19 protein-coding genes are annotated in these 25809 nt (G+C 57.0%); 12 read left to right on the top strand and 7 right to left on the bottom strand.

Translation table 11 applies throughout. The annotated features are described in order from the left end of the window. Positions 1-18 precede the first annotated feature (18 nt). The 4 genes from AOG28_RS18150 (at position 19) to AOG28_RS06770 (ending at position 7194) form a co-directional block, all read left to right on the top strand. Positions 19-2616: a hypothetical protein gene (locus AOG28_RS18150; RefSeq protein ID WP_152965354.1), complete on the top strand. Its 2598-nt coding sequence runs from the start codon at positions 19-21 to the stop codon at positions 2614-2616. Next, positions 2613-5225, top strand: a complete 2613-nt coding sequence (locus tag AOG28_RS18145; protein ID WP_152965353.1) for a site-specific integrase — start codon at positions 2613-2615, stop codon at positions 5223-5225. The genes AOG28_RS18150 and AOG28_RS18145 overlap by 4 nt, the downstream gene beginning before the upstream one ends. 437 nt (positions 5226-5662) lie before the next feature. Continuing rightward, positions 5663-5905 (top strand): helix-turn-helix domain-containing protein, encoded by a 243-nt coding sequence (locus tag AOG28_RS17675; RefSeq protein ID WP_082388427.1) that lies wholly within the window; start codon positions 5663-5665, stop codon positions 5903-5905. Next, entirely contained in the window at positions 5902-7194 is a 1293-nt protein-coding gene (locus AOG28_RS06770) for a type II toxin-antitoxin system HipA family toxin (protein ID WP_054555798.1), read from the top strand. Before AOG28_RS17675 ends, AOG28_RS06770 begins: the two co-directional genes overlap by 4 nt. Positions 7195-7253: 59 nt before the next feature. Here AOG28_RS06770 and AOG28_RS06765 read toward each other — a convergent pair whose 3' ends face one another. Beyond that, complete coding sequence (locus tag AOG28_RS06765) at positions 7254-8021, bottom strand: nuclease-related domain-containing protein (protein WP_235506972.1); 768 nt, start codon at positions 8019-8021, stop codon at positions 7254-7256. 438 nt (positions 8022-8459) lie between these two features. On the opposite strand from AOG28_RS06765, the gene AOG28_RS18915 reads away from it, so the two are divergent. The 3 genes from AOG28_RS18915 (at position 8460) to gltS (ending at position 11419) form a co-directional block, all read left to right on the top strand. Beyond that, positions 8460-9182, top strand: coding sequence for an IclR family transcriptional regulator (locus tag AOG28_RS18915; protein WP_082388425.1), 723 nt, complete (start codon positions 8460-8462; stop codon positions 9180-9182). After that, positions 9179-10132 carry a formimidoylglutamase gene (gene hutG, locus AOG28_RS06760; RefSeq protein WP_235506971.1) on the top strand — a complete coding sequence of 318 codons (954 nt, stop codon included), beginning with the start codon at positions 9179-9181 and terminating at the stop codon, positions 10130-10132. Before AOG28_RS18915 ends, hutG begins: the two co-directional genes overlap by 4 nt. 81 nt (positions 10133-10213) lie before the next feature. After that, positions 10214-11419, top strand: coding sequence for a sodium/glutamate symporter (gene gltS, locus AOG28_RS06755; protein WP_054555795.1), 1206 nt, complete (start codon positions 10214-10216; stop codon positions 11417-11419). 158 nt (positions 11420-11577) lie between these two features. On the opposite strand, the gene AOG28_RS06750 is transcribed toward gltS, so the two are convergent. The 3 genes from AOG28_RS06750 to AOG28_RS06740 all read right to left on the bottom strand — a co-directional run bounded on the left by AOG28_RS06750 (position 11578) and on the right by AOG28_RS06740 (position 14465). Then, the gene (locus AOG28_RS06750) at positions 11578-11928 is read right to left on the bottom strand and encodes a DUF427 domain-containing protein (RefSeq protein WP_054555794.1); all 351 of its coding nucleotides are present in this window, start codon (positions 11926-11928) and stop codon (positions 11578-11580) included. Positions 11929-12005: 77 nt separating this feature from the next. After that, positions 12006-13325, bottom strand: a complete 1320-nt coding sequence (gene egtB, locus AOG28_RS06745) for an ergothioneine biosynthesis protein EgtB (protein ID WP_054555793.1) — start codon at positions 13323-13325, stop codon at positions 12006-12008. Positions 13326-13469: 144 nt separating this feature from the next. Next, positions 13470-14465, bottom strand: coding sequence for an ion transporter (locus AOG28_RS06740; RefSeq protein WP_054555792.1), 996 nt, complete (start codon positions 14463-14465; stop codon positions 13470-13472). Between the two features lie 224 nt (positions 14466-14689). Here AOG28_RS06740 and AOG28_RS06735 point away from each other — a divergent pair, with 224 nt between their 5' ends. Then, the gene (locus tag AOG28_RS06735) at positions 14690-15148 is read left to right on the top strand and encodes an META domain-containing protein (protein ID WP_054555791.1); all 459 of its coding nucleotides are present in this window, start codon (positions 14690-14692) and stop codon (positions 15146-15148) included. Positions 15149-15441: 293 nt separating this feature from the next. Here the strand turns inward: AOG28_RS06735 and AOG28_RS06730 are convergent, their stop codons facing one another. Next, a complete protein-coding gene (locus AOG28_RS06730) occupies positions 15442-16374 on the bottom strand; it encodes a LysR family transcriptional regulator (RefSeq protein ID WP_054555790.1) in 933 nt (310 codons plus the stop codon). 128 nt (positions 16375-16502) lie between these two features. Between AOG28_RS06730 and AOG28_RS06725 the strand changes: the two genes are divergently transcribed. Then, positions 16503-17543: an SDR family oxidoreductase gene (locus AOG28_RS06725; RefSeq protein ID WP_054555789.1), complete on the top strand. Its 1041-nt coding sequence runs from the start codon at positions 16503-16505 to the stop codon at positions 17541-17543. Between the two features lie 266 nt (positions 17544-17809). Here the strand turns inward: AOG28_RS06725 and AOG28_RS06720 are convergent, their stop codons facing one another. Together AOG28_RS06720 and AOG28_RS06715 are read right to left on the bottom strand one after the other, a co-directional pair. Beyond that, the gene (locus AOG28_RS06720; RefSeq protein ID WP_054555788.1) at positions 17810-18586 is read right to left on the bottom strand and encodes an SDR family NAD(P)-dependent oxidoreductase; all 777 of its coding nucleotides are present in this window, start codon (positions 18584-18586) and stop codon (positions 17810-17812) included. Positions 18587-18670: 84 nt separating this feature from the next. After that, on the bottom strand, positions 18671-20467 hold the full coding sequence (locus AOG28_RS06715; RefSeq protein WP_054555787.1) for an NAD(P)/FAD-dependent oxidoreductase: 1797 nt from the start codon (positions 20465-20467) through the stop codon (positions 18671-18673). Between the two features lie 427 nt (positions 20468-20894). Between AOG28_RS06715 and AOG28_RS06710 the strand changes: the two genes are divergently transcribed. The 3 genes from AOG28_RS06710 to AOG28_RS06700 all read left to right on the top strand — a co-directional run bounded on the left by AOG28_RS06710 (position 20895) and on the right by AOG28_RS06700 (position 25608). Further along, positions 20895-22946 (top strand): sigma-54-dependent Fis family transcriptional regulator, encoded by a 2052-nt coding sequence (locus tag AOG28_RS06710; protein WP_054556093.1) that lies wholly within the window; start codon positions 20895-20897, stop codon positions 22944-22946. 540 nt (positions 22947-23486) lie between these two features. Beyond that, the gene (locus AOG28_RS06705; protein ID WP_054555786.1) at positions 23487-24476 is read left to right on the top strand and encodes a DUF1852 domain-containing protein; all 990 of its coding nucleotides are present in this window, start codon (positions 23487-23489) and stop codon (positions 24474-24476) included. Between the two features lie 97 nt (positions 24477-24573). Further along, positions 24574-25608 carry a methionine synthase gene (locus AOG28_RS06700; protein ID WP_054555785.1) on the top strand — a complete coding sequence of 345 codons (1035 nt, stop codon included), beginning with the start codon at positions 24574-24576 and terminating at the stop codon, positions 25606-25608. Positions 25609-25809: the final 201 nt, after the last annotated feature.

Genomic DNA, 25809 nt, shown 5'->3' with positions numbered 1-25809 from the left:
TTAACAGGAGGCTCTCACGTGAGTGAACACCAACTACCTGACCAAATATTGGCTAATTACGACCTCAATGCGATCGGGTCCCGCTGGGCCCTTATACCGGAGTGGCTCAAGGGGAGCCTCCCTCCCTTGATTGCCTCAGAATATCGCCTCAGCGCTCGCCTCTTTGCCAACGATTACTCGATGCCAGACCTTGTGTCCCAAGTAGAGGAGTTCCTAGGAAGCCAATTTTTTATGGAGGACGAGACACATCGAAATTATAGAATGTCTCACTGCCTTCATTATACGGTAAATTACCGATTTAAATCGCTCACTGACCCTCGCGCAAGCAGTATCCGAAAGCTGCTTAGACTGATTTTCGGTCAGCCTTATCATACTGTGACACGTGGCTCTGCCATAAAATACTACACCCAGATACTTGAGCTTAGAAAGACGCTCAAGCGGCTACTTGACTGGGGTGACCTGGATGATATTCACAACAGCTTTCCCAGACCCATTTCCCCTACCCTGGGAGAGCAGTTAGTTCCTCCTCCCGAGCATTTTTCCAATGCTGATTTGAAGCTGCTCGAACAGTTTCTTCATGCCTATGATACAGCAACTGATCGTCCATCGGAGCATCCCAACCATCTGCGCAATAAGAAAGCGACACGCGCTTTGCTTGACGAAATTTATCAGTCGAGCCAGCTCACTCGTAGCCCAATAAGAAAACAGCATAGAGCTCGCAATGAAAATCAAAAAAGACGCCAACATGTCGATACCATTCTTCGTGATTCGCCACTTTGGGCCAGTGACAAATCTTACAAAATCCATGCTGAATATACCGACTATTGCTCCCTTGACAGGTCAATCCAAGCACTTGACCATGCCTTAATAGAGGATGATGAAGAGCTCACGGATGGCAATGAACATCAGAATGAATCATCATCTAATGACCTAAGCCAAAGCAGCATCTCACCCCTCGACCCAGTGAAAGAGCTATTCCATAACACGCTGCTTTCACAAGGCGATCAGGCGCTTCACCTTGAACGCGTTCAGCTCTTGCAACAGGCCCGCAGTCTCAAGACATCTGCAGACATCAGCCTACGCCCACAAGAAGAGGTTCTAGCAGCTTTACGTATCTTCCAACCACCGAAAGATGAGGAATTTCTCATAGAATCTGAGAGTGTCATTGCAAACCGACAAGCCTTGGCATTTCTTAGCATTCTACTTTGCAGTGGAATAGCACCTGAGCGCTTGCTGCAGACGACGGTAATCTCCCGATCCCCCAAGCTGCCCCTCAATAGCGACAGCAATCGTGAGTGGATCATCTGCCAGACGCTGGATCAAATTCCCAGCTGGTCACCGGAGGAGGGGCTACTCCACTACTCTGTCAACAAGGCACCTACCGAAACCATCATCACGTTGCCATTGCCCAACGCTCTCAATCAGTCACTCATGGCCGAAAAGGTATGGCTCCCCGGCGCTCAGCCTTTCAAAGCACTGAAATCAATAATCGAGAAAAAACTCAAGCGCTGGGGGGATAATCGCCCGGGAAGTACCCTGACGTTGAGGCGCGTGTCTGCCAGTCATCATCATTGGGTGGTGCCTGCCTGTGAAGATGAAGTGATCGCGACCTGGTTGCGAGGCGAGCTCCCGCTCTCACTCTCTGCCCCGGCAACGTATCGAACGATACCTCTGCACAAGATTCAGAAGGCTTTTCTCTCGGCTCAAGCTGCGCTTGGCCTATTTCCCTTGTTAGAAGAAGACTGTCGTACACCTCGCGAAGATCACACCGTGGGATCCACAAAAGCCCAGGAGCCGAGCTATTTCAAACGTCCGCTTCATTTGCTGACGCAACTTACCAAGAACCACGCCATGCTGGTTACCTCATTGATTACCTCACAAGGGAATCGTAGTAGCGACTTACGGGCAGACGGCGAAGCCATTGCTCGGCAAGGTCAGATACTGGGGGCGCTGACCTTACTTGCATGGCAGCTCTGCACCTTGGCTCGCCCAATTGGATCCAAAACCCAATGTGAGCAGCTGGAAAATACGCTCTGGCTACGCGACAAGGATTCGGCTCGGGCACAGGAAAGCCGCCAAATTCCACTTGTCCCCGCCCTTGGCGCATTGCTCCGGCTTCAGCATGAGTGGCGGGAGGAATGGCAACGATGGTGGAAACGCCAGGGTGGTAAGGGAGATTTTCTTGGGGATGAGCAAATCGCCTACCCCGTTCAATGGAAGTTCAATACCTCGACAATGATGTTGACGCAGCAATGCATGCAGCATGCTGACTGGCGGCAGTGGCTCAAGGATCTTCCAACATTCATGCCTTGCCCTTTGGCAACTGAATTGAGCCAGTGGGGCCGCCAGTCTTCCAATATCACGCGCCACAGTATGATCACCGCGCTCCAATCGCGACTTTCTCACGCTGAATTCAGCGCGCTCGCTGGACACACCACTCAGGGACATTCACTCCAATCCCCATCCAGTGATCGGAACCTGATTCAATCGGCGACACGAAGCGCACTAACCGATACCGCCAGACTATGCGGCTTGACACCGGATCTGCTTCACAGAGACGACCTCCCATGGCCCATTCAGCACGCCGGACCAGCCATTCAAGGAGATAGAGGATGAGCGCTATTACCACCATTGATCTTCGGAAGAAAACCGATGTACCTGCCCAGGCCACGCACCAAGAGCTTACAACTCCGAAGCTGTCTCCGATCGAGCTTTCGAAAACACTGGGTAGGGTATTCCGTCGCTGGGATGATCCAGATCATCGCCTTTTCTCCTCTTCTGAAGAGCTCAGACATTTCCGCAAGAATGTCGCACGCTACGCCTGGCGACGGCATAAGAAAAAGGTAACCAGAGCACAAGCCAGAGCGCAAAGTGCGCCTTCCACCAAGCCGTCTCGCGCTCGACACAATGCCACACGCTTGAACCAGCGAGATGTACAAGCCTTGATTCGCAACGCCATCCAGCTTGCCAAGGAAACTGAACTTGACTTCAGCTCCCGAAAGGTCACCAAGGAAGTCGCGCTTGTACTGACTCATCTCAACCGAGAGCCTGACTTCGAGGCTACGATTCCGACCAGTATCAAACGCCCGGTAAGACCCTCATCCGCGGCTACCTCATCACGAGATATCAAGGTTCAGCGACGGGTGCTGGATTCGGTACACGCCCTGCAGCGCATTCCCGCCAACCAATGTACGCCAGAGCAGTCTCTTCTCTTCCTGGCCCTGAGCATGGGTACCCTGCTGGGGATGGAGGAAGAAGTGATTCGCCATACTTTGCTGAACTTGAGCTCAGAGCATCTGCCACGCCTGAACACCAAGTGCGGCCCCCACCATTGGTTCATCGGTTGCCTGCCAGGGTTATCTCGAACACATCCAGCCCATTACCGGCTAAAAATCCCGAATCATCTCAGGAGGCTACTCAGGGCTTGCCGTCAGTCCCCTGTCACATCACCAGCCACCTCCTCCCAGCAAGCAGATGTATGGTGGTTCTCCTCGGATGCTACGCTGGATCTGAACAGTCCATTGGAAGCACGAGCTACCCATCTGGACCAGCTCTTGGTCACCGGTCTGTCACAGCTACTAGATAGCCAGGCATCACGCAGGGCTGGTTCCTCCGCTTCGCTGAAGAATGCCCGATCATTGCTTCGTCATGCCTTCCGGTGCACGACATTGTTGGGCCCTGCGCCCCTCTGGTCACAGCTGCTTCGACGCTATCCCCTGCCAGTGTGTAGCTGGCGCTCTCCTTGGCAACATGACGAAAGCCTCTTTTTTTCGGCGGAAACTCTCCCTACCTCCAATACGTCAAGCGCTTCTGACGCAATGAATGTCTCTGAACCGGAAGACATCGATACCGATCTTCACACCCCTGAACTCCTTATGGGAGGAGGCGTCAGGAGCAACGAATCGTCACCATCTACCTCTCCCCGATACCGGCAGGATCAACTATCAACAGACTGGTATGTGAAAGCAGGCAACCAACTATATGCGTATATCACCGAACTGGAGCATGAAGGTCTGATAACCCCCAGAGGGGGATCTGCGATCCAGCGGCATGACACCGTTACGTCTCGCTACGCGAAGAAGCTGATACACATGCTGGGCGAAGACAGCTACCCACTCTGGATATTGCTATGGCTGTCTTATCAATCGAGCACTCAAGGCAACAAAGCCAGCACGCTCAGGACTTACCTCAGTCGACTGACGCCCGCCTCCATGATGATGTTGCCCGATATCCCATGGTTGGCTCTCTGGGATGGAGAACTGATGGAGGCTATCAGCGAACAGCTACCGACTCAGAAAGGCTGGGACACTTCAACGTCCCACAACTTCTTCCAGACATTCAATCAGTTCATCAGCTTTTGCCAAGGTAACGATCGTTTAACGGGTATTCCACCAGTACAGGGTGAGGGAGGTCGTTTCATCAGTACGTTGCGTACACATCTGATCATGCCACACGAGGCGGAACATCTGACCCGGGCACTCTCCCGAAGACGAAGTGGATTGCGGCGCAGCTGGCTGATCGCCTTCCTCCTTGGCTACTACGGGGGCCTTCGGGCAGGAGAAGTGATGGCATTGACACTGCATGACGTCATCATCAATCAGCCGGGAGATGACGGCCCCACCTACTGTTACGTAGAAATCCATGCAGGGAAGACCGCAAATGCTCGTCGCAGCGTTCCTCTTCATCTTCTGATATCCCCAGAATTGATGACGCTGGTGAGAGAATGGATTGATAGGCGCCGAGAGTCCTTTGCTGACCAGCATCGTTTGCAGAATATTGCCTTGCTGGGGCCAGAAAGCTCTCCGCTGGGCTATTCAAGAGAGAGCCTGCTGACCCCGCTCATGGCATGGGCCCGGCAGTCTCTCCGAGGTGCCCTCACGCCCGGCCTGAAGTTGGAGGACATCCACTTCGATTTTCATCTCTTGAGGCACAACGCGATCTCGTGGCTCGTACTTCGTCTCTACAGCGACGACTACCCTCAGCTCCTGGATCGTCTTTCCTCCGCCTGCCGAGGGCATTGGTCCTTCACTCCCCCAGCACTGGCGAACTGCCGCCGAGCGGTCTACGACGTACTGGAAAAGGATGCCAAGGCACGAGGTCATCGTCTCGAATTACTCGCCAAGTTGATCGGACATCGCAGCTCTCAAACACTGACACATCACTACACGCATGTGCTGGGTGAGATACATGGTGAGGTACTTCTAGAGCTGATGAGGCGACGCTGAAGGCGAAGGCCGCATACTGGCTGTCGCCAGTGGATATCGAAGCGCAGATGGTCGACAGATTGGGAATAGCATAACGACGATGCACCATCCTCCATCAATCGCGGTGTTGCATTCAGAGTCTGCCTGCGCCATCTCACGCTCGGCAGTCGGGATGAATCAGGAGGTGGAGTAGGCCGTCCGAGCCTGTACACACGGATGGAGCATTAGCAGTTCATGCGTGGTGCGATGATCTCCTTGATACTTTGACAGCCTGATCGCCCTCAATTGTCCTGAAAGGGAAAAATTGCAGCACTTGCAACCCGCACACTAACTATTTTCCCTATAGGGAAAAATTAAGGACTGCTCCAATATATCTACCCAATTATCCCTATAGGGAAATTTTTAAGTATACTAAATTGTTTACAACAACCCGCTTTCTTATCGTGAAAGGTCTTAGCATGCCCCTATCGCAAGCAGTTCCCATTCATGATGCCGCAACGCTTGGCAAGTTGATTCGCCGCGCTCGCAAGCAGCAAGGGCTAAATCTTGAAACCCTCGCAGGTCTTTGCGGGTTGAGCATTCGCTTTCTGAGTGAGTTGGAAAACGGCCGTGACACCTGCGGGTTGGGTCGCATATTGATCGTACTTGATACGCTAGGCATCGAGCTGTCCGCTGTTCCTCCGGAGGGATTCGAATCATGATATTGCCGGATTCGTTGAACGTATGGCGCGACACGCAGCATGTAGGGACGTTGTGGCGCGGCACGGATGGCCGACTGATGGGCTTCGAATACAACGATACCTGGCGACAGAATGGGCATGCCATTTCGTATAGCTTGCCACTAAGCCAAAAGGCTTGGCAGCCCCAAGACCTTCTGGCGCATCACTGGTTCGCAAATTTGCTGCCTGAAGAGCAAGCCCGAGCGGCGCTGATCAAGCGCCTGGGTATACCAGACGACGACTTCTCGCTACTGGCGACCATAGGCGGCGATTGTGCTGGTGCGCTGACGATCCTTCCGAGCGATCATATGCCGCCGTCAAAAGCCCTACCGTCATCCCTCGATGACAACTACCGCGAGTTGCCGCTCGATCGACTTGCGCAATGGGCAGGTGCTCGCGAGCGGTATGCCCTGATGAACGAAGGAGCTCTGGCCAAACGCCCTCGTCTTTCGCTGGCCGGCGCGCAGGACAAGATCCCTGTGCGACTGTGGAACGATACACTCTACTTACCTATCGGAATCGAACCCTCTACCCATATTTTGAAATTCGCCGTCGAAGGGCGTGAGCAAGTCATTCTGAATGAGCTGTATCTGAACAATCTGGCACGCTTGGGGGGGATAGCCTGCCCGAGGACCACGATGGTCTATGCCGGCCGACATCCTTACTTGATGGTCGAACGCTACGACCGCTTGGGTATTGAAAGCGGACACGTCGAGCGTTTGCATCAGGAGGATCTGTGTCAGGCCATGGGCGTGTCACGGAATCAGAAATACCAGGCTTACGGTGGGCCACGTTTCGGAGAAATCGTGCAAACAGTCCGCGAAGCCTGCCGACCCTCAGCGACATCCATTCAGCAGCTGCTTCGCTGGCAAATATTCAATGTGCTGGTTGGCAACAGTGACGGCCATACCAAGAACGTGTCTTTGTTACAGGACTCCCGAGGTCGTTGGCAGATCGCCCCAGCCTATGACCTCGTTGGCACCATAGTGCTCGGTTACGACTCAGACATGGCCTTCTCCCTCGGCGGGGAGTTCAATTCGATGCAGCTACTACCGCGCGATTGGCAGGCCTTTTCGGATGAGTGCCGATTCAGTTATCCGTTTGTGAAGCGCCAAATGCAACAGATGGTTACCACGCTCGCTGATCTATCCGACTCAGTCATACTCAAGGAGCAGCTACAGAAAGCCGGTCTCGAAGGCAAAGGCTGGACGAGGTTGCAGCAGCAACGTCAACACATTCAAAAGCAGTGCCGCCGTGCCGAGCGATGGTAGTGCCTGTCAGCGAAATTCAAGTTTGGATGTTGCCTCGTTCGGGGCCGTGAAGACAGTCATCACACCGCCTGTGTCGCACGACACTCCGGATAGGCCGAGCATCCCCAGAACTGCTGGCCCTCACGCACACCGGATTTAACAGTGCGCAACACCATACGGCTGCCACATTTCGGGCATTCACGTCTCGCCTGTGGATCATTGCGCTGCTTGAGATACTGCACATGAGCACGCTGCGTCGCCCGAGTCGGCGCCAGTCGCCCCGTCTGCAGCGCCTCATGCATGGCCTCGACCTGCGCCTCGCTGAAGATGGGGGCCTTGAACGACTGTACGAAGGAAACGAAGTCAGTCCCGCGCGTCACGTTGGCTGGCATCTCACCCTTGAGCCTGGCACTGCCGACGAAGACGATCACCGAATGCAGATGCTCGGGAGTCACGCCAAGCGTCGTCTCCAGTGCCTTGAGATGCTTGTAGTTCTGACGTAGCGGGTTCTGGAAGCTGAACGACTGGCGAGGAAACTGCTGGGTCCAGTTCGCCTCATGCTCACTGCCGAAGATCCAGCCCTTCATGTTCTTGGTTTCCAACACGAAGCAGCCGTAACGCGACAGCAGCACATGATCGATCTGGGTGGTGCCGCTCTCGGTCTTGAGGGTGACATTGTGCAAGACCCGATAGCCCTGCTTGCCGAGTCGACGCGCCATCCAGCGCACCCGCCACTCGCCGATGCAACCTTTCATGCGGGGAGACTTGAGATAACGACTGACGCAGGAGGCCAGCACGAGGCATAGCAGTACACTCATCACCGGCGCGATGTTCGAAGGGACAACCACTGTCATGACTCCTGGTGCAGCCTGTACGGAAAGGAATCAAGCGAGGTGATTCGTCCAACCGGAGTACTGAGTCTTGATAAGGGAAAGATAAGGCTGCGGCGCGCTTGCAGCAGGCCAATGCGGATGAACGCTGACCGCGCCCGATGGCTGGGCGCGGTGCAGCAAGCGCAGGATTCTAATGACTGATCAGCGATCAAGCCACTGTTTCTCATGAATTTATTGAGCATTGAACAGCGATAAAACGAATTCATTTGCCGACTCTTGCAAGAGATCCTGAGACGCCCCCCTCTGCCATGAATCGTATATCGCCTTAACTCATTACCGCAGATCTTACCCGGGACACACCCTAACTACTCCTAAAGTATAGGCAAGGAAATTATCATAAATTGATAATCCTTTTTTCTGTACAGACAGATACTAAATATAATTTACCAAAATATGAGGATAGTCATGGGCCCTTCTGATCGAATGCTTGCACTACTTTGCTGTTTGGCCCATCAGGGCACACCGATGACAGTGAGAGCACTGGCCGAATCGACCAACCAACCCACTTCCACTGCCTATCGACATCTACGACAACTACTGGCATGGGGCATGATCAGTGAGCGCGAGGGGGGATCCTATGCCCCTGGGCCACAGGCGGTTCGTCTGCAACAGGGCTTCATAAATCGCAACGACCTTCTTCGATGGGCACGGCCAGTACTAACAGAATTGACCGACATCACACAAGAAAGCTCTGCACTCCTTATGGCGGTGCGCGACCACGCCCTTTGTGTAGAGATGATAGATAGCCCACAGCCATTACGATGCTGCTACCACCGTGGACAAGTACAGCCGCTCATTAGGGGAGCCAGCGCTCGCGCTCTTCTCGCTTTCATGACAGATGAAGAACGTACGATGGCTATGACTCTATATTCCGAGGCAGAGCGTAAAGAAGCAATGATGGGTCTTGATGAAATTCGCGCCCAAGGAGTCGCTGTTAGCTTGGGAGAGATAGATAAGGGCATCTGGGGAGCAAGCGCTCCGGTGTTTAACAGCCGAGGACGACTCAAAGCAGTGGTTAGCATCATGGCACCGGAGTTGCGAACCCGAAACCGCACAACCTGGATAGCTGAACAGACACGTAACAGTGCACAACGATTAGGAGAACTCTTAGAGTGATAAAACAAGATAATAATGAGAAGAGCTTGGCACTTTGGCAGGGGCGAGTCGACAGCGAAGAAAGCGGAAATTCAACCCGGTGGCACCAAGTAATAAAACCTACTGATGGCTATGTCAGCCAGCCTGGTCGAGTGCTTATCGGTTTCTGTTCGGATGTTGGAGTGGAGCGTAATAAGGGACGAGTCGGCGCTAGTGAAGGCCCAAGCGCACTACGTCGACAACTCGCTAACCTAGCTTACCACTTGGAAGCACCACTTTATGATGCTGGTGACGTAGTCTGCCATGGCGACGCATTAGAAGAGGCCCAAGAGGAGTTCGCAGAGCGTGTAGCGGCTATGCTCGATCAAGGGCATCGTGTCATCGGCCTAGGTGGTGGACATGAAATCGCTTTTGCCAGTTTCTCTGGACTCTTCAAGCATGCACGCCGACAGCCGCGAATGCCACGTATCGGCATTCTAAACTTAGACGCACATCTCGATCTGCGTCAGGCCAAGCTAGCCAGTTCCGGAACTCCATTCCGGCAGTGTGCCGAACTCTGCGAGCGTGAGGGTGTTGAGTTTCATTATACCTGTCTAGGCGTAAGCAAAATCAGCAATACCCGAGCTCTGTTCGATCGCGCTACAGCGCTTGGAGTCGAATGGGTGCTGGACGATGCTTGCCGTTCAACTTCTAGCCCTGAAGTCAAGGGAGCACTAGATAGGCTGTTGGCACAAGTGGACATGGTCTATTTAACGATCTGCTTGGACACACTACCTAGCTGGATCGCCCCGGGGGTCAGTGCACCTGCCGCTCGGGGCATCGAAGTTGCTTTCATTGAGGATGTCATCGACTACCTTGCCGAGCGAATCCCATTGCCACTGGTCGATGTGGCTGAGCTCAACCCTAGCTTAGACATCGAATTACGGACAGCTCGCATCGCTGCTCGCTTTATCGAGCGGCTTGCTCGCTGAGCCTCTCTCCCCTAATTCAAAACGGCCTATAGCGCCCTCCTCGAGCCGCCACATGGTGGCAGGAAGAATGGAGCATCTGTTATGCATTTCTCCCTCGATGCCGTGACCACAACGGCATTAGCCCTCCTTTTGCTTGTGATTGGGGCTGGTCTCAAACGTCAACTGAAGTGGCTAGAACACCTTTGTGTGCCTACACCAGTAATCGGTGGTTTTGGTTTCGCATTATTGGCCTGGCTGCTACGCGATTTTGGCTTGGTCACCTTCGAACTCGACACTACAATGCAAAGCCCGCTTATGATCGCTTTCTTCACTACGGTGGGGCTCGGAGGAAGCCTAGCGCTCCTCAAAAAGGGAGGAAAGGCACTCGGCATCTATCTAGTAGCCTGTTGGCTACTGGCTGTAGTACAGAATGGCGTAGGCATTGGTATGGCTAGCCTCTTAGGCCTCGATCCTCTAATTGGCCTAATGGCCGGCGCCACATCCCTCGAGGGCGGCTTCGGTGCAGCCGCCGCCTTCGGCCCAGAGGCAGAAGCCCTTGGCGCTCAAGGCGCCACAACAGCTGCCATTGCATCGGCCACGTTCGGCATGATTATCGGGGGCGTGATAGGCGCGCCCATCGCTCGCTGGATCATTGATCGCCGCCAGATTCCAATTGAAGCTGAGGATGTCCATGATCTTGAGAAACTCTCTATTGAAGAACGCCCCTCAAAGTCAGTCATCGACGGCCCAGTGCTGCTGCGAGTTCTTGCGATCATAGTACCAATCATGGTGCTAGGTGTATGGTTCAAGCAGAGTCTCGTGACTCATCTCGGCATTATCCTACCGAGTTACGTAGGCGCCATGTTCGTAGCTATTCTACTACGCAACCTCAATGATCGATTCCATTGGGTCAACATGCCTGATAACGCACTCTCGAGCCTCGGAGACGTGGCGCTAGGGGTCTTCCTCACAATGGCCATGATGAATCTCAAGATATGGCAACTTCAGGAAATAGGCGGCCCGCTCTTGATGATCCTTATGGTGCAGACTCTGGCCATAGTAATACTTGGTGTCGTGGTATTGTTTCGCTTGCTTGGGCATAACTATGATGCTGCTGTACTCACAGCAGGCTTCATTGGCCACGGCCTGGGTGCAACGCCAAATGCCGTGGCCAACATGAGCGCAGTTTGTGAGCACTACCGTGTGATCTCTCAAAAGGCCTTTATCATCGTGCCGCTGTGCGGTGCTGTACTAATCGATATCGTCGCCATTCCTGCTATCACTTGGTGCCTCAATGCCTTTGCCTGAGTTCCATGATTGTTTAGCACTGAAATAGATCGATACTTTCTGACTCAAAACGCTCGATGTATTGCATCGAGCGTTTTATATTTCTGGAGTAAAGTAGATAGTGTTTCAATTATTCTATGAATCCTCCATTGATAGCAAATCCACCAACAACTATTCGTTCACGATGGACACCCCACCTCAAGCATGACCTTGTCAGCATCGAACGCCAATCGCCCTGCGATCGCCTGCATCTCCTCGATGGGCTGGTCGTAACTCCAGGCGATATCAGGAAGATCGGGCAAGGAATAATAGGTGCTGTCGCCCTTGAAGGGACAATGGGTGACGGTGCGAGAAACCGAGAGCTCCGCCATCGTCACATCGGCGCGCGGCAAGTAGAGCCTCGGCGGATAGCCCTTCTCGCGCAATTCCAGCGCGTTGCCCGTGTCAGCGATCACTGTCTCACCGATCAGGATTCGTACCCGCGAGGATAGCGGGTGCAGCGTGATACGCGGTTCGGGGTGGTCGGCCATGAAGACTCCTTTACGGGTTGGAAGATAGAAGCGGCAGATGAAGGTGTTTGGAGGCGCGTTCTAAAGGGGTCAGCCCATCATGCCCCACCGTCCCTGGCGAGACGGAAGCCGGAGAACGCCCAGCGCGCCTCGGGGGGGAAGAAGTTGCGATAGGTCGCGCGGATGTGGTCTGCCGGCGTGGCACAGCAGCCTCCGCGCAGCACCATCTGACCGGACATGAACTTGCCGTTGTACTCTCCCAGGCTGCCCGGCAGTTTGCGAAAGCCCGGATACGGACGATAGGCGCTGCCCGTCCACTCCCAGACATCGCCGAACATCTGACCCGGCATGCCGTCGGCTTTCGCGGCGGCGACTGGTTGCAGATGATCCTGATCGACGAAGTTACCCGTCAGGGGGACATCCTGAGCGACTGTCTCCCACTCGGCTTCAGTCGGCAGACGCGCGCCCGCCCACTGGGCGTAGGCGTCGGCCTCGAAGAAGCTGACGTGGCAGACCGGCGCGCTCAGATCAACCGGCACCAGGCCGCCGAGGGTGTAGTGATGCCAGACGCCGTCACGCTCGACCCAGTAAAGCGGTGCCCGCCAACCTTCGGCCTTGACCGTCGCCCAGCCATCCGCCAGCCAGTGCTCGGGAGTGGCGTATCCGCCGTCCTGCATGAAGGCGAGAAACTCGCCGTTAGTCACTGGACGATCCGCCATCTGGAACGCTTCGACAAACTGACGGTGGCGGCCCATCTCGTTGTCGTAGGCGAAGCCACCCTCGGATGCATCATGGCCGATCTCGCGAATCCCGGCGGGATAGGCCAGCCAGCCCAGCGGCGGCACCTCCCGCGCAGGCGTCGGTGCCAAGCCTGGCGCCAGATCCTCCCGATAAGCCGGACACAGCGGGTTCTGCACCAGGATGTGCTTGATGTCCATCAACAGAAGCTCCTGATGCTGCTGCTCATGCGGTAGGCCCAACTCCAGGCGACGCAGAATCTCCGGCAAATGTTCCTGGGGTGGATTCTCGAGCAAGGCCTGCATGGCCTGATCGACGTGCGCCCGATAACGATAGACATCGTCGACGGTCGGGCGCGAGATTGCGCCACGCTCGGCGCGCGGGAACGGCACGCCATGAGTCTCGTAGTAGGAATTGAAGAGGTGATCGTAGGCGGGATCGAGCGTCTGATAGCCGGGCTGAAACGGCTTCAGGATGAAGGCCTCGAAAAACCAGCTGACATGGGCGATGTGCCACTTGGGCGGGCTGACATCCGCCATGCTCTGCACCATGTAGTCTTCCTTGTGCAGCGGCGCACAGATCGCCTCGGTGGCAGCTCGCACTCGCTGGTAGGTACGTAGCCACGTCTTCGCCTGCTCGAGGTCGTGAGTGTCGCTCAAGGGTTGCGGTGCATATGACATCGAGACGTCCTTTTAGGTGTTACAGATCCATTGCCGAGATACTGATGTCGGGAGGTCGTGACCGACTTTCAAGGGGCTGCCCCGTGCAGAGAGTTGCCCTGCACGCTGGCCAGTCGCGACATGCCCCTGCAGGCACACCTGCCTTCACTCGTATTTCTTCTGCCAGCTCTTCACGGCGATGCGCTCCTTGAGCAGTTCAAGCATGTCGATCAGCACCTGCTCGGTGATCTGCTCAGTCCTCGGGTCAGTGCGCGCCCAAGCATCGAAACCACTCTCTGCCAGATGCCCCACCAGCGCCGAGAACTCCTTGGAGCGCAGGCCCACCAAGGCTTCATCGACAAGGTGACAGGCCAGATCCGACAGCGAGCTTTCCAGCCCTTTCGTCAGCTGGGTGCCCATGGGCAGGCGCGAGACACGCTGGAGCTCCGGGCTCTCCGCCAGGGTGCGACTGACCAGCCCCCGCACATAGCGCAGGGTATCGTCGCGGTTCTGGGTATAGATATCCCCTGCCATGGTCTCGAGTCGTAGGCTGATCTCTTGGATCAAGGCCTGCTTGCGAGGCTCCACCACACGCTCGATCACAGAGGACGAGAGGTCATCGCTGTCGCGCAACTGCTGCTGCACATTATCGAGCATGCGCAGGGAGATACGGTCCGTCAGCTCCTCCAACAGGATGTCGAGATACTTGGCCGCCACTCCGTAGAGGTACCAGCAGCGAACATCGATCAAACCGAGACGTTGCAGACGGAACAGCAGCGAGATCACACGCAGCACACGCAACAGGCGGAAGCCGCTCAGCGGGATACACCCCAGCACGTCATACCAGTGCACGAAGGGATAGAAGAACCAGCGGTGGTAGCGCCGCTCCGCGATGGCCACTGCCCACCCCGCTAGCACATCGAGCAGGAAGACGGCGACGAACGCCAGGTCGATGGAGAGGAAGTTGGCGTGGATGTTCTGCTCATAGGCCGCATGCAACCCGGGTGTTACGGCCTCGAAGGCCGTGTTCAGCGGGGGGATCAGGAAGAGGCTATCGAACAGCAGCAATGCCAGATTGGCGATGACGAGCACGATGATGAACAGATCCCACCACAGATGTATCCGCTCCCTGGCGGACGAGGGCGTGCGGGTGGCTGGCATGACAACTCCTTGGCGATTGTTTCAGAATGCGTAACGCGTCTTCCTGATTCAGCCTACAACGCTTCAGATGACCACGCTTCAGTGACCAAGAGGCGACGCCACTTTCTGCGAGAGCCTTCAATGCTCACGGAGCACAGCCCGCAAAGCACGGCCTTTGAAAGCACAGCCCCAAAATCAACGTAGACGATTTACATGGACAACCTATTAGTGAGGGAGACACCCGCATGAAACAAGCGCAAGTGATGACATGGGCCGCCGTGATGAGTGCAGCACTCATCCTGGGCGGCTGCACAGGCGCTCAATCCACTGAGGATTATCAAGGCGTCGACGAGTCGCTGGAGAACACCTATTGGAAACTGGTGGCACTCGATGAACAGCCGACACCCGTGGTGGATGGCAAGCGTGAAGCCCATATCGTCTTGCATACACAAGACTCGCGAGTAGCCGGCTCCACCGGCTGCAATCGCCTGATGGGGGAATATCACCATGACGAGCAAGAACTCGGCTTCGGCCGTCTGGCCACCACGCGGATGGCATGCCCCGGTGAAGTCGCAACGCTCGAACGCGATTTCCTCGCGACACTCAATGACGTGTCGAGCTGGCAGATAGAAGGCAAGACATTGACGCTGATGGATGCACAAGGGGCGTCGCGTGCCCGTTTCCAGGCAGTCCATCTCTATTGAGGACTCACAAGCTCCAGTGACAAGGTGTCGGGAAGAGAAGAAATGCTTGCACTGCTTCATCGCGCCTGAATCACTCGTCCCGCTCCGGTCTTTTTGCGACATCCACGCCGCAGGGTATTCCCCATCTCGCATCTTCGGACTGCCGGGAGCATGAAGGGACTCACCTCGGCTACGCCTTTATCAGACGGCGAATTGTTTCTGGTAAAGGTCTATACCGGATTGGCCATCCGAGGCCCAGCCTGCCATGGACATGATGTGGGTCGTTCTTTGCCCTTGCCACTCCCCGGCAGCCCTTAAGCGCGAGAGCTGGATGCACGACTCTGGCAGTGTGAGGCCTCTCTCTCACTGCCAAGCTTGTCGTGAAGAAATTCGATGAAGGTACTGATCCGTCGACTTGCATATCTGCCTTCCGGAAACACGGCGTACAGATTCACTTCAGGAATCCGATAGTCATTCAGCACAACTTCCAGTCGTCCGGCCTCAATATCCTCTGCCACATCCACCATCGATTTAAATATCACTCCAGCCCCTGCGATCGCCCACTCGCGCAACGCGCCACCATCGCTGGCCATTCGGTTGCCCGCCACCGTCACGGAAAATACCTGCCCTGCCTCCTGGAACTCCCAATGGTTCTGAGGCGCTCCTGGGCGAGCGAGCACCATGCACTGATGGGATGACAGCTCTGATGGATGTTGGGGGCGCCCTGCGTCCTGCCAATAAGCAGGTGCCGCACACACAACACGATGGGTGCTGACGAGACGTCGTGACGTCAAGCTTGAGTCCGCCATCGGTCCATGACGAATGGCCAGATCAAATCGTTCATCGACCAGGTCCAACACTCCATCGGATAGCACGAGTTCAAATTTTACTTCCGGGTGCTGTATCAGGAACTGATCGATCAGCCGTGGCAGGTGCGTGCGGCCAAAATCATTGGTCGCCGTCAGCCTGATGGTGCCACTCAGCGACCCTGTGCCCGAGATCCGCTCAAGAGCCTTGTCATACTCGGCCAGGATCCTTTCGCTGTCGTCTCGAAATTGTTCGCCTTCCGCCGTCAAATGCATGGCACGCGTTGTTCTGACGATAAGCTTGGCCCCGACCTGCTGCTCAAGCTTCTGTAAGGCTTGGGTGACCAGTGACGGGGACTGGCCTCGCTGACGGGCCACCGCCGCCATTGACCCACGCTCACAGATATCCACAAAAAGTTTCATTAACGCCAAGCGATCCATTATTCACCATCTAGTGAAGGATGAATTCATCAGTCGAGCATTTATTAGCAAAACAAACAATGCCACTGTCAGGCCGACGGCATGGGCGACCCCTCCCATGATCATGCGCCACAGGACAGGAGAGTCTCATGAGCCAACATCACCTATTAGTCGCTGGCGCCAGTGGCGTCATTGGCCGTGCAGCAACATTGGCCTTTGAAGAGGCAGGATGGCGAGTCACGACACTCTCTCGCTCCTCAGAGGGACCGGGAAGCGGGCATCACGTCAGCGCCGATCTCCTGGATATTGCCTCTTTGCGAGATGCAAGTGACGTACTGAACAGCGTGACGCACGTATTTTACGCCGCCTTGAAACCGAATCCGGATCCTGTCACTGAAGCACAACAGAATGGCGACATGATGCGGCACCTCTTCCAGGTGCTTGAAGAATCCCAAGCGTCAATCGAGCATCTGGTCTTCGTACAGGGCGGGAAAGTCTACGGTGCTCACCTCGGGGTCTACAAAACACCGGCTCGAGAAGAGGACAGCCGGCATTTCCCCCCCAATCTGTATTTCGAGCATGAAGATCTAGCTCGCGAACTCGAAGGCAAAGGGATTCGTTGGACCGCATTGCGTCCCGACATCGTGATAGGCCATTCCCTGGGTTCAGCCATGAACCTCGGCAACCTTATCGGTCTCTATGGCACACTTTGCCGGGAGCTCGGTGTTGCCATGCAATTCCCCGGCACAGCGCGTGCCTACGATATCTTGCTGAACATCTGCGATGCCGATCTGGTGGGCAAAGCCGCCCTATGGGCCATCGCAGAGAACCAGCAAGGGCCCTATAACGTCACCAATGGTGATCAGATTCGGTGGCGCCACGTCTGGCCAGAGATCGCCAACTGGTTTGGGCTCGAGACTGGCGAGCCCCAACCTATTTCGTTGGAGACACGTCTCGCTGCCGTGTCAGGCACTTGGAAGACGCTTGCAGAGCGCCAAGGACTTGCTGAGACAGATATCGACAAGATTGCGCAAGGTGGATTCGGAGATTTCATCTTCCATGTCGAAGAGGACGCTGTCTTTGATTTGACGAAGGCTCGCCAAGCGGGCTTTGCAGAAATGTGTCGCCGCTCCCCCCAGAGCCTTATTCAGCACCTTGAGGCTATGAGGGAACACCGCCTGATCCCTTGACGCTTAATCACTCGACCCTCTGGTACGCGCATGCTCGATTCGCCCCAAGTGCTTCAGCCATGACGTACTGCAGGAGCGCTAACACGCTGACAGATAACCGCATGATCCTACGCGGTTACCGAGTAGACCACCCCACGAACGAGGGTCATAAAGCCTTCAAGTGACAGGAGTCAGGAGCCGTCACGACAAACAGGCCACCTTCCATTAGCGGAAGGTGGCCTGTTTGTCGTGCTGTCATCATGTATTGAAGCATGATCAGCGCTAGCTCATAGCGTGAAGCCACCATCGACGGCGATGGCCTGCCCTGTCACATGCTCGGCCTGGGCGAGGTAGACCACCAGCTGCCCCATGTCCTCCGGTGTCTGGGCGACTCCCTGGGGTAACAGGCTCTTCTGCAGGCGCTCCCATGCAGCGGGCTCGCTTTCCCCTTCTTCGCTCCAGCGCGCGGAGAGTCCGCTCTCGCCCCGCCACATGCCGGTACCCACCACGCCCGGGCAGATCGCATTGACGGTGATGCCTTCCGCTGCGACCTCCTTGGCGACGGCATTGGTAAAGCCGATGACCGCGAACTTCGAGGCACAGTAGTGCGACAGATCAGGAAAGCCGACCTTGCCGGCCATCGAGGCCACGTTGATGATCCGCCCGAAGCCGTGTGAGCGCATCACGGCGACCTCGGCCTGAGTGCACAGGAAGGTCCCGCGGGCATTGACGTTCATGACGCGGTCCCACTCCTCCACCGTCAGCGCATCGATGGGATGGATGCCGATGATGCCGGCATTGTTGACGGCGATATCAAGTGGGCCAAGTCCGGCTTCGGCCTCTTCGATCAAGCGCCGCACGGACGCCGCATCCGAGACATCAACCCGCAGCGCCAGACAACGCCTGCCCAGTGCCTCCACTTTTTCTGCCGTCTCGCGGGCGATGGCGAGATTCAGATCCGCCACCACCACATCCGCGCCCGCCTTGGCCAATGCCAGCGCGATCCCCTGACCGATACCGCGCCCACCGCCTGTCACCAAGGCAATCTTGTCGTTCAGCTGCATGAGTCGTCTCCTGAATCTCTCACTGAAATCTGCAAATGCTGCGCTGCTGACATGACGCTGGCACAGTGCCCAGCGCCACTGGCCTCAGCTCAGGTGGTGGACTTCCTGAAGGCCGTAGACCGGCGTCGGAATACCCTCGAGCCGCGCCTTGAGCTGCAGCGCCAGATACTGGGAGTAGTGACGGGACTGGTGCAGGTTACCGCCGTGGAACCACAACGCCTGCTGCTGGGTCGGCTTCCACATGTTGCGCAGCTCTCCCTCCCAGGGACCGGGGTCCTTGAGCGTATCGGAGCCCATGCCCCAGCATTTGCCGACCTTGTCGGCGACGTCCTGCGAGATGATTCGTGCCGCCCAGCCATTCATCGAGCCGTAGCCGGTGGCATAGACAATCAGATCGGCGGGCAATTCCGAGCCGTCGGTCAGAGTGACCGAGCGCGGATTGATGCGCTCGATACCGACGCCACTGCGTAGCTTGATGTCACCATTGGCGACCAGATCACAGGCGCCCACATCGATGTAATAGCCGGAACCGCGGCGCAGGTACTTCAGGAACAGGCCCGAGTCGTCATCGCCGAAATCGAGCAGGAAGCCCGCCGCCTCCAGCCGACGGTAGTAGTCCGCGTCACGCTTGCGGATCGCCTCGAAGATCGGGCGCTGGAAGTCAGGCAGTATCCGGTAGGGAATCGAGGCAAAGATCAGGTCCGCCTTGTGGTGATCGATGCCGTTTTGCACTGCCTGCTCGGAATAGAGCGGCCCCAGCGCCTCTTCCATCAACGAGTTGGACTTCACCACATGCGTGGAGGAGCGCTGCAGCATGGTCACGTCTGCATCGTGCTCCCACAGCGCGGCGCAGATATCGTGAGCGGAATTGTTGGCCCCCACCACGACCACCTTCTTGCCACGATAGGCGTCCGGCCCCGGGTGCTGACTGGAATGTTGCTGCTCGCCTTCGAAGGACTCGGCCCCCGGGAAGTGCGGCACGTTGGGCATGCCTGACATGCCCGTGGCCAGCACCAACTGCTTGGGCCGCAAGGTCACGTGCTTGCCGTCGCGCACCACCTCGACCACCCACTCGCCGCTCGCCTCATCGAATTGCGCACTCTCACAGGTCGTGAAGTTCCAGTAATTGAGCTCCATGATCTTGGTATACATCTCCAGCCAGTCCGCGACCTTGTCCTTGGGCGCGAACACCGGCCAGTTTGCCGGGAAGGGTAGGTAAGGCATGTGGTCGTACCACACCGGATCATGCAGACACAGGGACTTGTAGCGATTGCGCCAGGCATCGCCCGCTCGCGGATTCTTATCGATCACGATGGTCGGCACATCCATTTGTCTGAGCCTTGCGGCCAGCCCGATACCGCCCTGCCCGCCACCGATGATCACGCAATACGGCTGGCGCTCGAAGCCCAGCTCAGCCTCTTCGCGCTGACGCGACTCAAGCCAGGTCTCACGTTGCTTGTTGGCACCATGCTCGGCGCCCTTGGGGCGTTGCATACCCAGCGGTTCGGGGAATTCCTTGAGTTCGCGCATGGCGGTCAACAGTGTCCAGCAGCGCCCTTCCTTCAGGCGCAACAAGCCCTTGCCGCGTGCATCGGCGGTCTCGAAGGTGAACCAGGCCTCGACGATGCCGCCTGCCTCACTGGCCTCACCATCCAGTTGCCAGTGAGAGGGAGCGACATGCTCGAGGGTCGCCGCGAGCATCGACTGGATCTCGTCCTTGCCCTCTGACGTCTTGAGATTCCAGGTGAAGGCGATCAAATCGCGCCAGTAGCATTCCTCGCCAAACAACGAGAGAACCCGGGCGATATCGCGCTGAGTCAGGGAGGACTCGAAATCATCGAGCCATTGCTGAGCGATCTGAGTTGGCGTGCGTGCGGTCATGGCGTCTCTCCGCGTGTTGTTGAATGTTGTAGTCACGCCTTCCATCCAAGGCATCAAGCATGCCAGCTTCGTCATGCACGACAGACAAAGCTCGTAAGCACTTGTCGTGAATGACAAAAATTCGCCACTACCGAATCACCACCCTCCTCGCCTCGCTGGGCTCCCCACCTTCCTTGTGACAACTGTACGCCGTACGCCTGACACGGGGCGTTACACCTGTAACGCCCCGACCAAGGATGCAGGACAGGATGATTGACGCTCCCGTCACACCGCATACGCTTGAAGGAGCACACGCCGCTTTCGCTATGGCCGCTGTTGTAACAACCGCGATTGCCACCGCCACTTTCACAAGAGCCATCGCCACTTGCACAAGAGCCATAGCCACTATCAAAAGAGCCGTCCCGAGACGGCCAGCGCCGAGGCAGCCATGATCCGCCAACTTGAAACAATGCAGCCCGACAAGCGGCAGCATATCCAGACCCTGATGCAACTGGGCGAAGGCCGCGACGTCTTCCCTGAGACGCAGCGCGATGTCATCCGTCGTTCCTGGCAGCGCTGTCTGGAGGAATATCAGCTGGACCCTAGCCGCCCTCGCCCGGTCCGTGTTCTTACTCAGCAGGCACTGCGCGATCACCAAGAATCGGCGGATGAGCTGCTGCATGTGGCACGTGCCGGGGTGGAGCGGCTCTATAGTCAGATCGCACAACATGGCTATGCGCTGATCCTCACCGATCAACGCGGTATCGCGGTGGATTTCCGGGGCCAACGTGATCAATTGAGTGAGCTGCGGCGTGCGGGCCTCTATCTTGGGTCGGATTGGAACGAGCGCTATGCCGGCACCTCGGCGGCGGGCACCTGTCTGCACGATGGCGCAGCCGTCACCTGCCACCAGCGTGAGCACTTCGATGCTACCCACATCGACCTGACCTGTACGGCGGCCCCCATCACCGATCCCCAGGGCCGTGTAATCGCCTCCCTCGACATCTCGGCGCTGAAGTCGCCCCGCCCGCAGGAGAGCCAGACCTTTGCGCTCTCCCTGGTCACCCTGCATGCCCGCATGATCGAGGACGCCTACTTCCTGCATCGCTATCGGGATTGCCTGATCCTGCGCTTCGACACCGCGCGGGAATTCGTGCACCTGAATGGTCGTGGCCTGTTTGCCATTCAGGAAGATGGCAAGGTGGTCGCCGCCAACCACGAAGGCCGACGCCTGATCGATGCACATCTGGAGCGCTGGCCTCCGTGGACGGTCTCCACCCTGCCCGCCGTCACGCAACTGTTCGATGGAGAGCTCAATGAGCTGCTGAGTATTCCGCACGCCAACCGGGATCAGATTCGTGCATTCCGCCTGCGGGCGGACGATGCCACCGTCTTCGTGACCCTGATCGAGCCGCGCGGCTATCCGGTGAAGGCCCTCCCCACTGTCAGCCAGCAGGATGACCCGGTGCCCGAGCTGGACCAACTCGCGGGAGATGACCCTTCCATGCACCGGCTGCTCAAGCTGGCGCGCCGCATGCGCCATGAGAACGTAAGCATCCTGATTCGTGGCGAGACGGGGACCGGCAAGGAAGTGTTGGCGCGGGCGCTGCATGACAGCGGGCCACGAGCCAAGGCGCCCTTCGTGGCGGTGAACTGTGCCGCCATTCCGGAATCGCTGATTGAAAGTGAGCTCTTCGGCTATCTGCCGGGCGCCTTCACGGGAGGAAGACCTAAGGGCATGCGCGGCCTGATCCAACAAGCCGACGGTGGCACGCTGTTTCTGGATGAGATCGGCGATATGCCGTTGCCGCTCCAATCACGCCTGTTGCGCGTACTCGCAGAGCGGGAGGTGTCACCTCTGGGGGCCGAGACGCCCATCAAGGTGGATATTCGCGTCATCACTGCCACCCATCGTGATGTCACGGAGCTGATCGCCAGCGGGCAATTCCGCGAAGACCTCTACTACCGACTCAACGGCGCCGAACTCCTGCTGCCCGCACTGCGTGAGCGCGCCGACCGCCACTACCTCATTCGCAAGCTGCATGCGGAGCTGCAAGCCGAACGCGACCAGTCACTCCACCTGCGCGCCGATGCCATCAGTGCGCTGCTGAGTCATCACTGGCCGGGCAACATACGCCAACTGCGCAATGCGATTGCCTTCGCGATGGCCACCGCGGAAGGCGATGAAATCACCCTGCATGACCTGCCGGAGGTCTGCCAGACCCACACCGGCAGCGCCCGCGGGTCTGCCAGTCCGCTTGCCGCTGCCTCCCCCTTCGCATCCAGCGCTTCCTCGAACCCGTCCTCTCCAGCGCCCGCGTCTGCTGGGGCTGATGCAGGGGCTGATGCGGACGCCAACAAACTGCTCGAACTGTTGCGCCACACGGACTGGAACATCAGCCAGGTCGCCCGCCAACTCGGCGTCTCGCGACCCACTATCTACCGCCGCATGCGCCGCCACGGCCTGGTGGCCCCTAATCATCAGCCGCTCGCCTCATGAACCATCTGCATCTTCATGGCCGAGTGTGAAGAGCATGAAGAGTGCATGAGCATGTCGTGCTCTGAAGTTGTAGGGGGTTGCCACGCAAGCCGACCCGAGTAGATGTTCGGGCCAGCCCGTATGCTGTCCTCTCCTTCCTCCTTCCTCCTTGATCCTCTACTCGCTTCAGCTTCCCTACGGCTCACATTGCGCCCTTGTTGAGCACGCCACTCCCCGCTCGTTTCGCCTGCTTTCACAGCATCAGGAATGACGCCCGCCCTCATCATGAATTTCGCTCAACTTGAACATTAAAAAATCCAGTTTGTCTCATGGAGCTGGGAAATGGATACTCACCTGCATCAGATCGTTGATGAAGACTTCCCATGGCGCTGCACTTCACCGCCGCCAGAGCCTTCACACGGAACGTGATGGCGAGCAGCGTGCCTCTCCCGGCATGGATGCATTCTCACAGAGAGCACCCCGCTCACGAGACGCCTGAAAGATCACGGGAAGATGTCGACGACACAGTGAATTTTCTCTCTCAGGATCAGGGTGAACGCCATGAGCAACGAATTCGGTTTCAGCATCAACAGTCTGCGCTTCGACGAGAACTACGTTCCGGCGGAAAACACACGCCTGACCACCAACTTCGCCAACCTGGCGCGTGGTGAGAGCCGTCAGCAGAACCTGCGCAGCACGCTGAACATGATCAACAACCGGTTCAATGCACTAGCCAACTGGGACAATCCCAAGGGCGATCGTTACTCCGTCGAGCTGGACATCATCTCCGTCGAGCTGAATCTTGATGCCGCGCGTTCCGACAACACCCTGCCGATCATCGAGATCCTGCAGACCACCATCGTCGACCACCAGACGAATCAGCGCATTGAGGGCGTGACCGGCAACAACTTCTCGTCCTACGTGCGCGATTATGATTTCAGCGTGCGTCTGCTGGAGCACAACAAGGGCAAGGACTCCTTCAGTGTGCCGGAGCAGTTCGGCGAGCTGCACGGCAACCTGTTCCAGGCCTTCGTGGGTTCTGCTGCCTACAAGGAATGCTTCAAGAAGCCGCCGATCATCTGCATCAGCGTCTCGACCACCAAGACCTACCAGCAGACCGAGAACGTGCACCCGATCCTCGGGGTGGAATATCGCCAGGACGATGACTCCCTGACCGATGCGTACTTCAGCAAGATGGGCCTGAAGGTGCGTTACTTCATGCCGCCGGGCAGTGTTGCGCCGCTGGCCTTCTACCACACCGGCGACCTGTTCAACGATTACAGCAATCTGGAACTGATCAGCACCATCAGCACCATGGACACCTTCCAGAAGATCTATCGTCCTGAGGTCTACAACGCCAATTCCGTGGCCGGCAAATCCTATCAGGCGAGCCTGAAGCAGCAGGACCACTCACTGACGCGCATCGTGTACGACCGCGAAGAGCGCAGCCAGCTCGCCATCGAGCAGGGCAAGTTCGTGGAAGAAAGCTTCATCAAGCCTTACCAGAACCTGCTCGAGCAGTGGTCCGCCAACTGGTCCGCCAACCAATAAATTCATCATTGGTCAGCTCACTGATCCGCAAACAGCGCGCGCTGATCGACGAACGACATTCGCTATCTGAACCATTCCAAGGACAAGGTTATTCATCATGACGAGATTACTCCCGACCTCTACCGCTGGCAGTCTGCCGAAACCGTCCTGGCTCGCCGAACCGGAGGTCCTCTGGTCTCCCTGGAAGCTCGAAGGTGAGGCACTGATCGCGGGCAAGCAAGATGCCCTGCGCGTCTCCCTGCAGGAGCAGCAGCACGCCGGGATCGATATCGTCAGCGATGGCGAGCAATCGCGTCAGCATTTCGTCACCACCTTCATCGAGCACCTGAATGGCGTGGATTTCGAGAAGCGCGAAACCGTCAAGATCCGGGATCGCTACGAGGCCAGCGTGCCATCCGTGGTCGGTCCGGTCTCTCGCCAGAAGCCGGTGTTCGTCGAAGATGCCAAGTTCCTGCGCTCGCAGACCGATCAGCCGATCAAGTGGGCACTGCCTGGCCCGATGACCATGGTCGATACCCTATTCGATGGCCATTACAAGAGCCGCGAGAAGCTGGCATGGGAATTCGCCAAGATCCTCAACGAGGAAGCCAAGGAACTCGAAGCGGCAGGCGTCGACATCATCCAGTTCGATGAACCGGCCTTCAACGTGTTCTTCGATGAAGTGAATGAATGGGGCATCGCCACGCTGGAGCGCGCAATCGAAGGCCTCAAGTGCGAGACCGCCATCCACATCTGTTACGGCTACGGCATCAAGGCCAACACTGACTGGAAGAACACCCTGGGCTCCGAGTGGCGTCAGTACGAAGAGGCCTTTCCGAAGCTTCAGCAATCCAACATCGATATCGTCTCGCTGGAATGCCACAACTCCCACGTGCCGATGGAGCTGATCGAGCTGATCCGTGGCAAGAAGGTAATGGTTGGTGCCATCGATGTCGCCAACAACACCATCGAGACGCCGGAAGAGGTCGCCGAGACCCTGCGCAAGGCGCTGCAATTCGTGGATGCCGACAAGCTCTACCCCTGCACCAACTGCGGCATGGCACCGCTGTCGCGTGAAGTCGCCCGCGGCAAGCTGCAGGCTCTCAGCGCTGGTGCCGCCATCGTGCGCAAGGAACTCGAAGCGCAGCGCTGATCGCTGGGCGAAACACTGAACTGGCCAAGGTACAGCGCGGGCCAAGGCACAGCACTGACAGACAGTGCCAGGCTAGTTCCGAACCGAGTTAGCTTGACGATAGTGCTCGAGAGTGAAAGCAGTAGTGGCTGACACCGCCGCAAACAAAAATGGCCATCGTGAAGGATTCACGACGGCCATTTTTTCATCACTCTCACTCTT

The sequence above is a fragment of the Cobetia sp. UCD-24C genome, from assembly GCF_001306765.1.
Taxonomy (GTDB): Bacteria; Pseudomonadota; Gammaproteobacteria; order Pseudomonadales; family Halomonadaceae; genus Cobetia; species Cobetia amphilecti.
This window is presented reverse-complemented; position numbering and strand designations above follow the sequence as displayed.

Bases quoted from the DNA above. Each gene is read 5' to 3' on its own strand.
- AOG28_RS18145 (WP_152965353.1), top strand. From the start codon at position 2,613: ATGAGCGCTATTACCACCATTGATCTTCGGAAGAAAACCGATGTACCT.
- AOG28_RS17675 (WP_082388427.1), top strand. From the start codon at position 5,663: ATGCCCCTATCGCAAGCAGTTCCCATTCATGATGCCGCAACGCTTGGC.
- AOG28_RS06770 (WP_054555798.1), top strand. From the start codon at position 5,902: ATGATATTGCCGGATTCGTTGAACGTATGGCGCGACACGCAGCATGTA.
- AOG28_RS18915 (WP_082388425.1), top strand. From the start codon at position 8,460: ATGAGGATAGTCATGGGCCCTTCTGATCGAATGCTTGCACTACTTTGC.
- gltS (WP_054555795.1), top strand. From the start codon at position 10,214: ATGCATTTCTCCCTCGATGCCGTGACCACAACGGCATTAGCCCTCCTT.
- AOG28_RS06750 (WP_054555794.1), bottom strand. From the start codon at position 11,928: ATGGCCGACCACCCCGAACCGCGTATCACGCTGCACCCGCTATCCTCG.
- egtB (WP_054555793.1), bottom strand. From the start codon at position 13,325: ATGTCATATGCACCGCAACCCTTGAGCGACACTCACGACCTCGAGCAG.
- AOG28_RS06740 (WP_054555792.1), bottom strand. From the start codon at position 14,465: ATGCCAGCCACCCGCACGCCCTCGTCCGCCAGGGAGCGGATACATCTG.
- AOG28_RS06735 (WP_054555791.1), top strand. From the start codon at position 14,690: ATGAAACAAGCGCAAGTGATGACATGGGCCGCCGTGATGAGTGCAGCA.
- AOG28_RS06730 (WP_054555790.1), bottom strand. From the start codon at position 16,374: ATGGATCGCTTGGCGTTAATGAAACTTTTTGTGGATATCTGTGAGCGT.
- AOG28_RS06725 (WP_054555789.1), top strand. From the start codon at position 16,503: ATGAGCCAACATCACCTATTAGTCGCTGGCGCCAGTGGCGTCATTGGC.
- AOG28_RS06720 (WP_054555788.1), bottom strand. From the start codon at position 18,586: ATGCAGCTGAACGACAAGATTGCCTTGGTGACAGGCGGTGGGCGCGGT.
- AOG28_RS06715 (WP_054555787.1), bottom strand. From the start codon at position 20,467: ATGACCGCACGCACGCCAACTCAGATCGCTCAGCAATGGCTCGATGAT.
- AOG28_RS06710 (WP_054556093.1), top strand. From the start codon at position 20,895: ATGATCCGCCAACTTGAAACAATGCAGCCCGACAAGCGGCAGCATATC.
- AOG28_RS06705 (WP_054555786.1), top strand. From the start codon at position 23,487: ATGAGCAACGAATTCGGTTTCAGCATCAACAGTCTGCGCTTCGACGAG.
- AOG28_RS06700 (WP_054555785.1), top strand. From the start codon at position 24,574: ATGACGAGATTACTCCCGACCTCTACCGCTGGCAGTCTGCCGAAACCG.